The 14,853-nt window shown below is 52.9% G+C and carries 14 protein-coding genes; 11 read left to right on the top strand and 3 right to left on the bottom strand.

What is annotated here, in order from left to right; all coding sequences use genetic code 11:
* Positions 1-27 precede the first annotated feature (27 nt).
* On the top strand, positions 28-1,257 hold the full coding sequence (gene argJ / locus NDQ72_12270; protein WKD26845.1) for a bifunctional glutamate N-acetyltransferase/amino-acid acetyltransferase ArgJ: 1,230 nt from the start codon (positions 28-30) through the stop codon (positions 1,255-1,257).
* Between the two features lie 112 nt (positions 1,258-1,369).
* The gene (locus NDQ72_12265; GenBank protein WKD26844.1) at positions 1,370-2,317 is read left to right on the top strand and encodes a Nudix family hydrolase; all 948 of its coding nucleotides are present in this window, start codon (positions 1,370-1,372) and stop codon (positions 2,315-2,317) included.
* 136 nt (positions 2,318-2,453) lie between these two features.
* Here NDQ72_12265 and NDQ72_12260 read toward each other — a convergent pair whose 3' ends face one another.
* Together NDQ72_12260 and NDQ72_12255 are read right to left on the bottom strand one after the other, a co-directional pair.
* Positions 2,454-3,356, bottom strand: coding sequence for a carbon-nitrogen hydrolase (locus NDQ72_12260; protein WKD26843.1), 903 nt, complete (start codon positions 3,354-3,356; stop codon positions 2,454-2,456).
* 9 nt (positions 3,357-3,365) lie between these two features.
* Positions 3,366-4,436: an agmatine deiminase family protein gene (locus tag NDQ72_12255; GenBank protein ID WKD26842.1), complete on the bottom strand. Its 1,071-nt coding sequence runs from the start codon at positions 4,434-4,436 to the stop codon at positions 3,366-3,368.
* Between the two features lie 200 nt (positions 4,437-4,636).
* Between NDQ72_12255 and NDQ72_12250 the strand changes: the two genes are divergently transcribed.
* Together NDQ72_12250 and NDQ72_12245 are read left to right on the top strand one after the other, a co-directional pair.
* Positions 4,637-5,878, top strand: coding sequence for a lipoprotein-releasing ABC transporter permease subunit (locus tag NDQ72_12250; GenBank protein ID WKD26841.1), 1,242 nt, complete (start codon positions 4,637-4,639; stop codon positions 5,876-5,878).
* Positions 5,879-5,888: 10 nt separating this feature from the next.
* Positions 5,889-6,599, top strand: a complete 711-nt coding sequence (locus tag NDQ72_12245; protein WKD26840.1) for an ATP-binding cassette domain-containing protein — start codon at positions 5,889-5,891, stop codon at positions 6,597-6,599.
* Between the two features lie 12 nt (positions 6,600-6,611).
* Here the strand turns inward: NDQ72_12245 and NDQ72_12240 are convergent, their stop codons facing one another.
* Positions 6,612-7,163 (bottom strand): DUF2062 domain-containing protein, encoded by a 552-nt coding sequence (locus NDQ72_12240; GenBank protein ID WKD26839.1) that lies wholly within the window; start codon positions 7,161-7,163, stop codon positions 6,612-6,614.
* Positions 7,164-7,259: 96 nt separating this feature from the next.
* Between NDQ72_12240 and NDQ72_12235 the strand changes: the two genes are divergently transcribed.
* The 7 genes from NDQ72_12235 to murB are packed head-to-tail and all read left to right on the top strand — an operon-like array spanning position 7,260 to position 14,850.
* Positions 7,260-9,527, top strand: coding sequence for a DNA internalization-related competence protein ComEC/Rec2 (locus NDQ72_12235; GenBank protein ID WKD26838.1), 2,268 nt, complete (start codon positions 7,260-7,262; stop codon positions 9,525-9,527).
* A 56-nt stretch (positions 9,528-9,583) separates the two neighbouring features.
* Positions 9,584-11,320, top strand: a complete 1,737-nt coding sequence (gene msbA, locus NDQ72_12230) for a lipid A export permease/ATP-binding protein MsbA (GenBank protein ID WKD26837.1) — start codon at positions 9,584-9,586, stop codon at positions 11,318-11,320.
* Positions 11,317-12,333 carry a tetraacyldisaccharide 4'-kinase gene (gene lpxK, locus NDQ72_12225; protein WKD26836.1) on the top strand — a complete coding sequence of 339 codons (1,017 nt, stop codon included), beginning with the start codon at positions 11,317-11,319 and terminating at the stop codon, positions 12,331-12,333. The genes msbA and lpxK overlap by 4 nt, the downstream gene beginning before the upstream one ends.
* Positions 12,326-12,535 carry a Trm112 family protein gene (locus NDQ72_12220; GenBank protein WKD26835.1) on the top strand — a complete coding sequence of 70 codons (210 nt, stop codon included), beginning with the start codon at positions 12,326-12,328 and terminating at the stop codon, positions 12,533-12,535. Before lpxK ends, NDQ72_12220 begins: the two co-directional genes overlap by 8 nt.
* Positions 12,535-13,326: a 3-deoxy-manno-octulosonate cytidylyltransferase gene (gene kdsB / locus NDQ72_12215; GenBank protein ID WKD26834.1), complete on the top strand. Its 792-nt coding sequence runs from the start codon at positions 12,535-12,537 to the stop codon at positions 13,324-13,326. Before NDQ72_12220 ends, kdsB begins: the two co-directional genes overlap by 1 nt.
* Positions 13,323-13,808 carry a low molecular weight phosphotyrosine protein phosphatase gene (locus tag NDQ72_12210; protein WKD26833.1) on the top strand — a complete coding sequence of 162 codons (486 nt, stop codon included), beginning with the start codon at positions 13,323-13,325 and terminating at the stop codon, positions 13,806-13,808. The genes kdsB and NDQ72_12210 overlap by 4 nt, the downstream gene beginning before the upstream one ends.
* Positions 13,795-14,850: a UDP-N-acetylmuramate dehydrogenase gene (gene murB / locus NDQ72_12205; GenBank protein WKD26832.1), complete on the top strand. Its 1,056-nt coding sequence runs from the start codon at positions 13,795-13,797 to the stop codon at positions 14,848-14,850. Before NDQ72_12210 ends, murB begins: the two co-directional genes overlap by 14 nt.
* Positions 14,851-14,853: the final 3 nt, after the last annotated feature.

Genomic DNA, 14,853 nt, shown 5'->3' with positions numbered 1-14,853 from the left:
GCGAAACTGAGCGTAAAGGAGAAAAACATGGCGGTGGGAAATCTTGCTTTTCCGGAATTGCCACCCCTTAACGGGGTGCGCCTGGGTAGTGCAATGGCAGGTATTAAAAAGCCGGATCGCCGTGATGTTGTGGTGATTGAGCTACCTGAAACGGCCACGGTAGCTGGGGTTTTTACTCGTAATGCGTTTTGTGCTGCCCCAGTAGTCGTTGCGAAAGCGCACCTTGAAGCGTGTGCAAGCGCTGGGCGTGTGCCTCGCTACTGGTTGGTAAATACTGGCAATGCCAATGCTGGTACTGGCGCATCGGGCTTGCAAGATGCTTATGCCAGCTGTGAGGCGCTTGCTGAGCAAATGGGTGTTGATAAAAGCCAGGTCATGCCCTTTTCAACCGGCGTGATTGGCGAACCTCTGCCCATGACGCGCCTGCTTGCCGGTATACCCCATGCGCTAAATTCCTTAACGGATACTAGCCTTGCTTGGCAGCAAGCGGGTGAGGGAATTCTAACCACGGATACCCGTGCCAAGGGCGCAACGGCAACCGTTTCAATTGGCGATCAGCAGGTCACGATCAACGGTATTACCAAAGGTTCAGGCATGATTAAGCCTAATATGGCGACCATGTTGGGCTTTGTAGTAACGGATGCGGCGATTGCGCAGCCGTTGTTAGCGAGTTTGTTACGTGAAACGGTAGATCACTCCTTTAACTGCATCACTGTCGATAGCGATACATCAACCAACGATGCGTGCATGTTGGCAGCGACAGGTACCGGCGCTCGCATCGAAAATGAAGAGCAGGTGGCCATTTTCCGCAATGCGCTGCAATGCGTCATGACCGAGCTTGCTCAAGCGATTATTCGCGATGGCGAAGGGGCAACTAAGTTTGTGACGCTCCAGGTAGATGAAGCGACCACTCGGCAGGAAGCCTTGGATGTTGCTTTTACCGTTGCTCACTCGCCGCTGGTGAAAACCGCACTCTACGCTTCTGATGCTAACTGGGGGCGTATTTTAGCCGCTGTTGGGCGCGCGCCGGTTGAGGCATTCGATGTTAATCAAGTCGTGATTGATTTGGGTGACGTTCGCTTGGTTGAACAGGGCGGCCGTGCCGACAGTTATACAGAAGCAGCGGGCAGCGCCGTCATGGCGCAGGAAGAGATCATCATTCGCATTAATTTGGGCCGTGGTGAAGAGAGTGCCACTGTGTGGACCTCGGACCTATCTCATGACTATGTGACTATCAACGCGGATTACCGTAGCTGAAGTGCACTGAAAAGTAGCCAAAAACAGTTGCAGTGACGTGCTAATGCAGCGAGATAGCGTCGTCTTTGGTTAAGGCGGCGCGCAAAAAGTGGGTAAAGACGTAATGAGTGTAATGGTAAAACGACGAGTTCATGTCGCGGCGGCTGCAATGATCAGCGCCGATCAGAAGCGGGTGCTGATTGCGCGTCGGCCCTCTAATGTCGATCAAGGCGGCCTATGGGAGTTTCCTGGGGGCAAGCTGGCGCCTTATGAAACAGGGTTGGAAGGTCTCAAGCGAGAGCTTCACGAAGAGCTTGGCGTCGAGATTGTACGGGCCCGGCCACTTATCCGCGTTCATCATGAGTATCCTGATAAGCACATTCTGCTAGATGTTTGGCAAGTCCAAGAGTTTGCAGGTGAGCCGTTTGGCCGCGAGGGGCAGGCTGTGCGCTGGGTGCCTATGGAAGAGTTGGTGAACTATCCTTTCCCTGCCGCTAACTTGCCTATTTTGCGTGCGGTGATGTTGCCCACCGATTATCTGATTACCGGCGAAGAAGCTGACGAAGAGCGTTTCGATAGCTTGTTAGAAAGAGCGCTTAGTGAAGACGGTGTCAGACTAGTACAGCTGCGGGCAAAAAATCTTGATGAAGCGGCATACATTGCTCGTGCTGAGCGCGCCCTGCGCCTTTGCCGTCAGTACGATGCAAAGCTGTTGCTGAATGGCGAGCCTGCATTGCTTGACGCTGTTGATGCTGACGGTATTCATTTAACCAGCGCACGGTTAATGGACCTTGAGCGTCGCCCGATTGCAGAAAATAAATGGCTCTCGGCGTCGACTCACGATCAAAAGCAACTTTCTCAGGCGGCGGTTTTGGGTTGTGATTTTGTCACGCTGTCGCCGTTGCGCACTACGCCTTCTCATCCTGAAGTGGCGCCACTGGGGTGGCATGACTTCCAGCAGCTAGTGGAACGTGCTGGTATGCCGGTGTTTGCACTGGGTGGTATGACACGTTTTGATGCTAACCATGCACGCGCTGTTGGCGCTCAGGGAATTGCGTCTATTCGTGATTTTTGGAAATAAAACCAATCGCCACACGTTATTTTTTTGAACGCTGCGCCTGCTCTCGATGAGAGCAGGCGTCTATGTTTTTACCAGCCTACGTTTTAACCAACTTATGTTTTTATCAGTCGAGATGGGTTATCTAGCGAGTGGGTAATCAATCGCGATAGCGGCGTGTTAAGTCACCGTAAGCATCAATGCGGCGGTCGCGCAAATAAGGCCAAATACGCCGAGTGTTCTCGCTACGCGCCATATCGATGTTGACGACTAGTTGCTGCGTCTCTTCACCTGCATGCGCTAGCATTTCTCCCTGTGGGCCGCATACAAAACTTCCTCCCCAAAACGCAATGCCGTTACCAACGCCAGAGTGGTCGGGTTCAAAGCCGACTCGGTTAGCGACTAGCACGGGCAGCCCGTTAGCGACGCCATGGGAGCGCTGTATAATTGTCCAAGCATCTTTCTGACGGGCTTTTTCAGCGTCATCATCACTTGGATCCCAGCCGATGGCCGTGGGATAGAGAAGCAGCTCTGCACCACTTAGTGCCATTAAGCGTGCCGCTTCCGGGTACCATTGATCCCAACAAACCAGAATACCTAGCCGCCCAACAGAGGTGTCAATAGGCGTGAAGCCTTGGCCACGTCCGTCGTCAACATCGCCAGGGGTAAAGTAAAACTTTTCGTAAAAGGCCGGATCATCCGGGATGTGCATTTTACGGTACTGTCCTACACGTCCTTTTGAGCGGTCATAAACGACGGCTGTATTGTGGTAAAGCCCCGCCGCCCGCTTTTCAAACAACGACCCCACCAGCACAATATTCAGCTCCTTGGCTAGTTCGGCCAGGTGCTGACCAGTAGGGCCGTCTAGTGGTTCAGCCAAATCAAACAGTGCAGGGTCTTCGTACTGGCAAAAGTAGTGCGTGGCATGCAGCTCCTGAAGCAACACTAATTGTGCGCCTTGGCTAGCAACTGAGCGTATGCCTGCTTCGCTGGCAGCAAGACTACGTGCTTTATCTGGCCACGCGGGCTGTTGAACAACACCGACGGTTAAGCTGTTAGACATGATGGCTCCTTAGGATTGACTAAGCGCAGGGGCAAGGGTGCCTTTCGGTAGCTGCATGGTTAAGCAGTGAAGGCTGCCATGCTGGCGAATGACGCTATTACACTCGATAGGAATCAGGGTGTGTTCTGGAAAGGCAATACTCAACGCTTGTAGCGCGACCAGGTCGGCGGGATCGCCGTAAGTGGGCACCAGTACGGCATTATTGATAATTAAAAAATTCGCGTAGGTAGCCGGGAGGCGATGACCATCTTCAGGATCAAAGCAGGCCTGTGGCCACGGCAAGGCAATTAATTGGTAGGGCTCGCCGTTGCGCTGGCGAAACGCCATGAGCTCTTGCTCCATTGCGTTTAGCGCTGGATAGTGAGGATCAGTCGGGTCGTCGCAGCGGACATACGCAATGGTAGAGGGATTGCAAAAGCGCGCGAGCGTATCAACATGACTGTCAGTATCGTCACCTTCAAGATGCCCATTTGCTAACCATAGGACTCTATCGACGCCAAAATCTTCCGCTAACTGGGCTTCAACATCCGTACGCGAAAGCGACGGATTGCGGTTGGGGTTCAGTAAGCAGGCCTCAGTGGTTAGCAGCGTGCCCTCTCCGTCGGTTTCAATTGCGCCGCCTTCTAGCACCATGCTGCGTGGCGCGATGGGGCAGGTCCACACTCCTGCATCGTCCAGCCACTGAGTGAGGCGATTGTCATGCTCGGCAGGAAATTTACCGCCCCAGCCAGTAAACGTGTAATCCAACATGAGTGGCTGCTGCGCTTCGTCCACCACGGTGATCGGCCCATGGTCTCGGGCCCAAGTGTCATCCGTGGGGGCGACAATGAGCATCAGTTGTTGTTGGGCAATGCCATAGGCCTCAAACGTCGCAGCCAAGCGACGCTGAGTGGTGTCATCAGGAACGCTGATTAACACGCGCTGATAGCGTGTCGTGGCAATCACGATACGCTCAAGTGTTGCTTCGATGCGCGATAACAGCGGTGCCCAGTCGCCGTCTGGGCGGGGCCAAGTCAGTTGCAAGCCGTCTTGGGGGGACCACTCGGGCAATAAACGGTAAGTCTTGTTAGCCAACGTCACGAATGCTCTTGGATAGTCGAAAAAATCCTTGCCCTAAAGACAAGCAGAATGGGCGCAATTTAGGGGCTTGTTTAGCAACATGCAAGCGTTACCGTGCTTGAGGGAACGGTAGGCAGACTTGTTACTCTAACGCAGCGTTCGTACATGCACCCATGCTAAAAAAACCGTACCATGGACGCTTATTACTAAGGAATGATGCCATGCTTGATCGTTTGCCTTTTCTGGTGGGGCTGCGCTACGTGCGCGCTAAACGCCGGAACCACTTTATTTCATTTATTTCGCTAACTTCAATGCTGGGGTTAATGCTTGGCGTGGCGGTGCTCATTCTTGTGCTGTCGGTGATGAATGGTTTTGATCACGAGCTCCGTACTCGAATTTTGGGAATGGTGCCTCACACTAAAATTGAATCACAAGCAGGGTTAGTTGAGTGGCAGGCGTTAGCAGAACAGCTTGTTGAGCGGGAGCGAGTCATTGGTGCAGCGCCTTATGTTGAACAGCAAGGTATGTTTTCAGCGGGTGGTAGAAACCAAGGCGCTATGGTGAATGGCATCCACCCAGACTGGGAAGATCAGGTGTCGATTATTGGTGAGCATATGCGCCAAGGTCAGCTTTCTGATCTGGTGCCTGGTGAGTGGCACGTAGTGCTGGGGTCTATGCTGGCACGTCGCTTGGGCGTTGGGGTAGGTGACCGCGTCACGCTACTTGTTCCAGAGGCATCGATTACACCCGCAGGGGTTTTTCCAAGACTCAAGCGGTTCACTGTTAGCGGTATCTTTAGTGTAGGCGCTGATTTAGACGCTAATCTGGCCTATGCCAATATTGAAGATATGCAAACGTTAGCGCGCTTGGGCGACGCGGTGGGTGGCCTACGGCTGGAGCTAGATGACCTGTTCGTGGCTGGCAGTGAAACGCAAGCGATCGTTAACGAACTTGGCGCAGGGTACCGCGGTACGGATTGGACTGCTTCCCATGGCAGTCTATTTCAAGCGATACAGATGGAAAAGCGTATGATTGCATTGCTGCTTACGGTCATCATTGCCGTTGCCGCGTTTAATATAGTGTCTACGCTAGTGATGGTAGTGACCGATAAGCGAGCGGATATTGCCATTTTACGAACCATAGGTGCCACCCCACGTTCGATCATGGGGATTTTTATCGTGCAAGGGCTCACCATCGGTCTGATAGGTATTGCGATTGGCGTTACTGTGGGTGTTCTCCTGGCACTTACTGTCTCTGATTTGATCAGTTGGTTTGAAACAACTTTCGGTATTCAGTTCTTGGATGCCGGGGTTTACTTTATAAGTGACTTGCCCTCACAACTGCAGTGGGGTGATGTGCGCGATATTGTCATCGCTGCCTTTGGTCTGACCTTCCTCTCGACGCTTTATCCCGCTTGGCGGGCTGCTCGGGTTCAGCCTGCCGATGTACTGCGTTATGAATAAGGAAGCAACGATGACCTCAAGTACCCAGCACTCAACCACAGTTATGTTGGAATGTAACAGCCTGACACGGGTATATAGCGAAGGCCCTCAAGATCTTACCGTATTAGATCAGCTTGAGCTTAAGGTACATGCTGGAGAGCGTGTTGCCATTGTAGGGAGTTCAGGCTCGGGTAAAACAACGCTGTTAAACCTGCTAGGAGGGCTTGATCGGCCTAGCGCTGGTAGCGTAGTGATTGCTGGCGAGCCGTTAGCCGGTCTTAACGAAGCGGCACTAGGTCGTTTTCGGAACCGTTATATCGGCTTTGTCTACCAGTTTCATCACTTGCTAGCTGAGTTCACTGCGCTAGAGAACGCCGCGCTGCCGTTAATTATTCGCGGCCAGTCTAAAAAGGCAGCGGAGCAGCGGGCTATGCAGTTGCTCGAACGAGTGGGCATGAAGGCGCGAGCAGATCATAAACCGGGCGAACTTTCGGGAGGGGAGCGTCAGCGGGTGGCCATTGCCCGTGCATTAGTGACAGATCCCCGTCTTGTGCTAATGGATGAGCCAACCGGGAATCTTGATCAAACCACGGCAGGTACCATTTTAGCGCTTATGGATGAATTGGCTAAAGAGAGTGCCTGCGCGTTTGTTATTGTGACTCATGATGTCAGTTTGGCTGCCCATCAGGATCGGGTGTTAAGGCTGGATAGTGGGCGGTTAATTGAGCAGAACAACGACTAATACCCTAGGGGGTTAGTCGTCGAACTCTGATTCAATACAAGCCCGGCGCTGTCGTCTCTTCAGGCGGCGGCGCTTCCAGTGATGGGAAACATGCCAGCGCCAAATTAGCCGTATGACGATATTGGCAATTATGGCTAATAGTAAGGCAGAAATTAACGATCCAAGCATTAGCGGTGGCAGGATGTCGTGCATTTGTTCTGCAATCCAGCGCGTGGATATACGCGATGGCGCCTCTCTCACTGGTGCTTCTAACAGAAACGTGCCAATTCGATAATTAAAATAAAAAATGACCGGCATGGTAAGTGGATTGGTAATCCACACCAATCCTACTGAAAGTGCCAAGTTACAACGGCTAAATCTTGCTCCCAGTGCCGCAACTACCATTTGAAACGGTATAGGCAGCATGGCGCAAAAAAGCCCCACGCTGAATGCGTTTGCAACGCTTCGACGTGTTAAAAGCCATAACCCGGGGTCCGCAATTAACGGCGCAATAAAGCGTAGTGAGCGCTGTCGCCTTAATGTGTCGGGTTTGGGCATGTAGCGCTGCAGGAAACGGCGCGGCATGTCAGGTACTCTTTCAATTGGTACATCCTATTATCCATATAGCAGCGTGCTTCGGCTATGGCGTGGGTATGAATGACCCAGTTCCAAGGAGGGGATATGCAACTAGGCGCTGCACTACCGGCTGCCTTGGCAGTATTGATGGGGGCGCTAGCGGCGTGGATCAGCGGCCCCGAGGCGCGCCTGCAGATTTTGCTGCCAGGCGTGCTTGTGGTGCTGCTTTGCTTGGTTGTATGTCGGCGTAGCCTATTAATTTGGCTGGTTATTTCAAGCTGGGTTTTTATTAGCGTGCAGCAGGAGTGGGGGCACCGTTTGCCTCCTGGGCTCAGTGGAGAGGATGTCACTCTGGAGGCCCGAGTAATCAATGTTCAAACGCAAGCGGAGTCGTCACGAGTGCGCTTGGCAGTGGAATCTTGCCGCTCTCCCGAGGGACTGCCAAGTTGTAGCGCACTGCGTAGCGTGCGAGTAAGTGCCTATGGCAACCAGCGTTACCTCGTTGGTGAGCGCTGGCGGATGACGCTGCGGCTCCGCCCGCCCAGTGGCTTTTCTAACCCAAATACGTTTGATTACCAGCAATGGTTATGGCGTGAAGGCATACATGCGACGGGCTATGTGCGCCAGGAGCCTACGCCCGAACGCCTGTCGGGGGCTGCGCCGACACTTCGTCAGCGAGCAATGGCGACGCTGGCTAGTCAGCCGTTGCAAGAGCGAACCCGGCGCTGGCTTGCGGCGCTGACGCTGGGAGATAGTGAGCAGTTGACCCAAGATGATTGGACCTTACTCAATGCAACGGGTACGACGCATTTAGTGGTCATTTCTGGGTTGCATGTTGGGCTTGTCGCTTCATTTGTGCTGTTGTTGGCACGTTTTACTGCCAGGCTGATAACGCCCACCAATTGGCGCCTGCGTGCTTGGCCCTGGTGGTTAGCAGGGGTGGCGGCTGTGGGTTACGCCATGTTAGCCGGACTAGCACCTCCTGCCATGCGCGCCATGATCATGACGCTGTTAGGCTTGTGGGTGCTTAGCGGACGTCATGCGCCAGGAGCTTGGCAAGCTTGGTGGCTTGCGCTCGGGATAGTGTTAGTGGTTGATCCGCTTGCACTGTGGAGGCCTGGTCTGTGGCTATCGTTTATTGCGGTAGGCTGGTTGATTATTATTTGGCAAGGCCGCCCCCGCCCACAGGGTCTAAAAGGGTGGTGCTGGGCGCTACTGCGTTCTCAACTACTCATTGCACCGCTGATGGCGGCTGCAGTGCTGTTGGCATTTGGAAGAGTAGCCCCTGCGGCCCCGCTGATTAATCTTGTTGCTGTACCTTGGGTAAGCTCCGTTATGGTGCCCAGTGCGCTATTGGGGTGGGTGCTGTCGCCACTGCCTGGAATAGGGCTTTTTGTGTGGTGGTGTTTTGAGCAGGCACTGCAGGTTTTTCATCAGTTACTCGTCATTGCCGTGCAGTGGGCACCGCTTTTGCAGCCACCGTCAATACTGGTGTTTCCGCTGGTAGGTGCACTGTTATTGATGTCGCTGTGTTGGGGGCTTCCCAATGTCCCAGGATGGTTGCGTGTTAGTGCGACATTACTGCTATTAAGCTTTCCGTGGTGGTCTGCGGACGAACAGTTTAACCAAGGTGAGCTGCGTGTCATTGTTTATGATGTCGGGCAAGGCCAACTGATTGAATTACGTAGCGCCAACTATCGATTGCTATACGACACAGGACCTCGTTTTCGCAGTGGGTTTATGCCACTGCAAACTCTTTGGCCCCCAGGCCAATCGTTCGATCACGTCATTGTCAGCCATGCCGATACCGACCATGCGGGAGGAATTGGTGCGCTTTTAAAAGACCATCAAGTAACGCAATGGTGGGTTCCCCGTGGAGAGCTTCTGCCTGTTGCGAGTACAGAGTGTGTTCAAGGGCAGCAGTGGCGACGTGATGGCATTGACTATCAGATACTATGGCCCCCAAAAGGGGAGAACGTGCTCTCCTCAAATGACCGCTCCTGTGTACTTCAAATAAGCGCGGGTGGGCAGCGTTTGTTGATTACCGGTGACGTTGGTAAGGACGTTGAAAGGAGAATCTTAGCGAAAGTTATTACGCCGATTGGCGTGTTAGTGGCTGGGCATCATGGAAGCAATACAAGTTCGGGTGTTCAGTTCGTTCAAGTAAGTCGTCCTCGGCATGTCATTTTTAGTGCTGGGAAAGATAATCCCTTTAACCATCCGGTCGACGCGGTAGTGCGCCGCTTTCGGGAACAACAGAGCTGCTTATGGAGTACCGCCCAGGATGGCGCTCTCGAATTTAGCCTCACAGCGACTCAGCCAATTCAGATCATTCCCATGCGAAAGCAACAGGGCGTTCGTAAGCGGTGTTGATGCGCGTCACCATAAGGTAGAATTCTCGCAACTGCACACTATGGCCGGGAGCGCGTGTGACTGATTCAGGTTGGGTTCTCTACAAGCGATTATTAACTTACGTCAAACCTCACTGGCGCGCATTCGCGTTAGCGATCGTCGGTTTTATTATTTATGCCGCCTCTAGTACGGCACTAGCTGAAATGATGAAGCAGCTGATTGATGGCATTCAAAACCCTGATGCTACCTTTCGTTTACTGCTCCCACTGTTTGTGGTGATTATGTTCGCTTCGCGTGGGTTGGGGACATTTTTAAGCACCTACTTTATGTCTTATGTCGGACGTTATGTGATTCACACGCTGCGCTGCGATGTGTTTGCGCATTTGCTACATTTGCCTGGGCGGTTCTTCGACCACCATTCCAGTGGCCATTTGGTATCTCGAGTAACGTATCACGTAGAGCAGGTCGCAGGTGCTGCCACGAAAGCGGTCACTATTATTCTGCGTGAAGGTCTGTTCGTTATCGGGCTGATCGGTTATCTGTTTTGGACCAACTGGATGCTAACGCTGCTATTTTTGGGCGTAACACCGGTGATTGCTGTTGTGGTGAGCTATGCCAGCAAGCGTTTTAGGCGTATCTCTAAGCGTATTCAGCACTCCATGGGGGACGTTACTCATGTCGCTTCTGAAGCGCTCTCCGGCTATCGCGTCGTGCGCACGCATGGTGCTGAAGAGTATGAAAAACAGCGTTTTGAACGGGTAAGCGAAGAAAATCGCCGTCAGAGTATGAAAGAGGCGATGACGCGTGCTGTGAGTTCACCAGTGATCTTGATGCTGGTAGCGATTTCCATGGCTATTCTGGTTTGGCTTGCCATGGCGCCTGCGCTTATGGAAAACATGACGCCGGGGGAGTTTGTTGCCTTTATTACCGCAGCAGCGCTAATGATCAAGCCGGTGCGCCAGCTCACAGAAGTGAATAGTGAGATTCAAAAAGGCATTGCGGCGGCTTCGGAGCTATTTGGCTTGCTTGATTTGACCCCTGAGCAGGATGAAGGGAAGACAATTCCCCGTCAGCTTACAGGCAGCGTGGTGATTGATAATGTCAGTTTCCGCTACGCTGATGACCAGCCTAATGTATTGCACGATATTAATATTAGTGTTGCCCCTGGTGAGCTAGTGGCGATTGTTGGGCGCTCTGGTAGTGGTAAATCAACATTGGTCAGCCTGCTGCCGCGTTTTTATCGTCCTAGTGAAGGGCGCATTGTGATTGATGGGGTAAATGCCGATGATTATGCGTTGGGCCCTTTGCGTCAGCAAATTGCATTAGTATCGCAACAAGTCACGCTATTTAATGCAACCATTGCTGACAACATCGGCTATGGCGTTACCAACCCAGACCCTGCCGCCATTGAAGCGGCCGCTCAGGCGGCTTACGCCAGTGAGTTTATTGAAAAACTGCCTCAGGGCTATGCCACGGTAGTGGGTGAAAACGGTGTGATGTTATCCGGTGGGCAGCGCCAGCGCTTAGCAATCGCTCGGGCGATTTTTAAAGATGCACCTATTCTTATCTTGGACGAAGCGACATCGGCACTGGATACCGAATCTGAGCGCTATATCCAGAAAGCGCTGGAGCATGTGTGTGAAGGGCGTACCACGCTGGTCATTGCCCACCGTCTATCCACCATCGAACGGGCTGACCGTATTTTAGTGATGGATCAAGGGCGCATTATTGAGCAGGGTACCCACCAAACGTTGTTAGAAGCGGGAGGTGCCTATGCGGCGCTGCATCAGCTTCAGTTTCAGGAGAGTGAATGAGCCTGGAACAACGCTGGCTTAAGGCGGCTTACCAGGGAAGCCGATGGCTAACGCCGCTGTATCCGCTGGGTGATTTATACCGTTATCTTGTGGCGCGCCGTAGCTCTCACTATCACGCTGGTAAAAAGCTAGCTGTTAAAGCATCCGTACCCGTTATCGTGGTGGGTAATATCACCCTTGGTGGAACCGGTAAATCGCCGCTAGTGGCGTGGCTGGTCAACTGGCTGAGGAAGCAGGGGTGGTCGCCAGGTATTATTACCCGTGGTTACGGTGGTAAAGCATCGCACTACCCGTTACGGGTAACCGCAATCACTGACCCTGCGCAAAGCGGCGATGAGCCATTAATGTTGGCGCAACAAACGGGCTGCCCGGTCGTGGCTGATCCGCGCCGTCCACGAGGCGTTCAAGCCCTGGTTGATAGTGGGTGCGACATTATTGTCAGTGATGATGGGTTACAGCATCTGGCGTTAGGACGTGATATTGAATTGGTTGTTGTTGATGGAGCTAGGGGGCTAGGGAATGGGCGCTGCTTACCTGCTGGGCCGCTGAGAGAATCACCCAGTAAATTAGCTCAAGTTGATGCTGTGATTATTAATGGTGAGCAGCGTCGCCCTCTGCCTATAGAGGGAGTGGCGATGCAACTAGCGCCGCTCAGCTGGCGTCGAATGCAGGATGGTCAACGTGTGCCACTCACTCCTCTGCCATTTACGCTACCTGTGAATGCTGTGGCGGGTATTGGCCATCCTGAGCGTTTTTTTAATACGCTGCGTAGTTTAGGGGTGGAGGGCGAGATGCGTCCGCTAGCAGATCATCAGCGTTTTGATGACCAGACTTTCCGTTTTAGTCATCAGCGGCCCGTTGTAATGACCGCCAAAGACGCAGTGAAGTGCCAAGCGTTAGCGCCACCCGATAGCTGGGTGTTAGAGGTAGAAGCCGTGCTTCCGCCAGAGTTTGAACACTGGCTGGCAGCTAAATTGTCAGCGCTTTCTGAAAAGGGATACACCGATGGATAAAGAACTACTGGCAATGCTGGTTTGCCCGCTTTGCAATGGCAAGCTCAAGTATAATCGTGAAGCCCAGGAACTTTGCTGCCACTACGACGGTTTGGCGTATCCTATTCAAGAAGGCATCCCTGTGATGCTTCCCGAAGAGGCGCGCGCGATGGATGCCGATGAAAAGCTACCTATCTCGCCTGGTCGTACCGGAGAGGTGTAATGTCAGTCGCTAAGACCGAATTTATTGCCGTTGTTCCCGCGCGTTTTGGCTCGTCCCGCTTGCCGGGTAAGCCACTGCTGGATATCGCGGGTGAGCCTATGGTTGCCCATGTCTGGCGAAGAGCCTGTCAAAGCCAAGCAAGTCGTGTCGTGGTAGCCACTGACGATCCTCGTATACGTGATGCGATGTTGCCCTACGGTGCGGATGTCGTTATGACTCGCGCGGATCATCCTTCTGGTACCGACCGACTGGCCGAAGTGGCAGAGCAGCTCGGGCTAAGCGACGACACTTTAGTGGTGAATGTGCAAGGCGATGAGCCGCTTATCCCACCGGCCTTAATTGACCAAGTGGCGATGCGTTTGGCCGAAGATCAAGAAGCGGCCATTGCGACGCTTGCTGAGCCTATTACTGATGTTGAAACGTTATTTAACGCTAACGTCGTCAAAGTTGTTCGCTCCTTGCAGGGGCGTGCTCTGTACTTTTCTCGTGCTCCCATTCCTTGGGATCGAGAGCAATTTAAAGTCCAGCCCGCGCTTTTAGCCACCGATGCGTGGTTGCGTCATATTGGTATATACGCCTACCGTGCCAGTTTCCTTGCCGCTTATCGTGAGCTGGCGCCGTCGAGCCTTGAGCAGTTGGAGCAGCTAGAACAGCTGCGTGCGCTACAGCATGGCTATGCCATTCAAGTTGCGCTAGCCAGCACTATCAATCCTCCTGGTGTGGATACGCCGGAAGACTTAGCCAGGGTGAGAGCGCTTCTGGCGAGTGAAAGTGAAGGTGGAAGCGAATGAAGCGCGTCCTATTTGTCTGTTTGGGCAATATTTGTCGTTCGCCAACGGCCGAAGGCGTCTTTTGGCACGCTGTTGAAGAGGCTGGCTTAAGTCGTCATATCAACGTTGACTCTTGTGGTGTGGGTAGCTGGCATGTTGGAAAAGCGCCAGACAGCCGTGCCCAGGCAACTGCTTTGCAGCGTGGTATTGATATTAGTCATTTGCGCGCTCGTCAGCTAAGCGCCAGTGACTTTCTTGAATTCGACTATGTGCTAGGCATGGATCGCGACAACCTCAAGGCAATGCGAGCGCTACAGCCGAGTACCAGTCGTGCCCATGTGGGGCTCTTGCTAGATTTTGCCGATATGCCTGATGCTGAAGTGCCCGACCCTTATTACGGTGGTGATGAGGGCTTTGAACATGTCCTGAATTTAATTGAGGCGGCTTCTACAGGGCTAATTGCCCAGCTGAGAAATGACGGGCTAAGAAATGACAGGTTGTGAAATCACGAGTTGTGAAAGAACTAATAATGATTTGCTTAGTCGTTGCCAGTCAGTCGATTTAACCTCTGCGAACACGCTGCGTTTACCCTGTCAGGCGGAGCGGTATGTTGCCCCTGAAACGCTAAGTGCACTCCAACATGTGGTGCGTGAAGCCGTTGCTAAGCAGTGGCACATTACGCTCTTGGGAGGTGGTAGTAATGTGCTGCTTCCCGCTAAGCTGAAAGGCATTGCGGTTCGGCCTGCTATGCAGCAGTGGTGGTTAGAAAGTTGCGGAGAGTCTGTTGTTGCTCATGTGGGAGCAGGCGTTAATTGGCATTCGTTAGTCATGACGCTAGCGGCTCGCGGCCTGTGGGGTATTGAAAACTTAGCGCTGATTCCTGGTGATTGCGGCGCAGCACCGGTACAGAACATTGGTGCATACGGTGTCGAGCTTAAAGACGTTCTGGTAGGGGTGCAGGTAGTAGAGTTGGCGTCGGGTAGTGTACGTTGGTTAAGCGCCGATGCTTGCCAATTTGGTTACCGAGATAGCATCTTCAAAAAATCGCTAGCGGATAAAGTCGTCATTACTCAGTTGGCGCTTCGGCTATCAAAAACGCCGCTGCCAAGACTGGGTTATGGAGATTTAGCTGCCCGAGTAGCCGCTTCGGCGAATTGCTTGGCGGTGGCTCAAGCAGTGTGTGCTATTCGTCAGGAAAAACTGCCGGACCCTCAGGTGCTCGCAAATGCGGGTAGCTTCTTTAAAAACCCGCTAGTTAACAGCGATCAGTTATCACGCTTATTACAGGCATACCCTAGCATGCCATATTTTCCGCAGGTTAACGGTCAATCCAAACTGGCAGCGGGGTGGTTAATTGATCAATGCGGGCTGAAAGGGATTCAGCAGGGGGCTTTCGGTGTTCACGCGCGGCAGGCCTTGGTGCTTGTGCATTTTGGCGGTGGCGATCGGTGTGAGCTACTGCAGTTTGCAGAGTATATTGCCCACAAGGTCTATGACCAATTTGGTGTTGAGTTAGAGCCTGAGCCTCGCTTGGTACAAGCATAAAAA

The organism is Halomonas sp. KG2 (assembly GCA_030440445.1).
GTDB lineage: Bacteria > Pseudomonadota > Gammaproteobacteria > Pseudomonadales > Halomonadaceae > Vreelandella.
The sequence above is the reverse complement of the archived record's forward strand: the minus strand, read 5'-3'. Positions and strand labels throughout refer to the sequence as shown.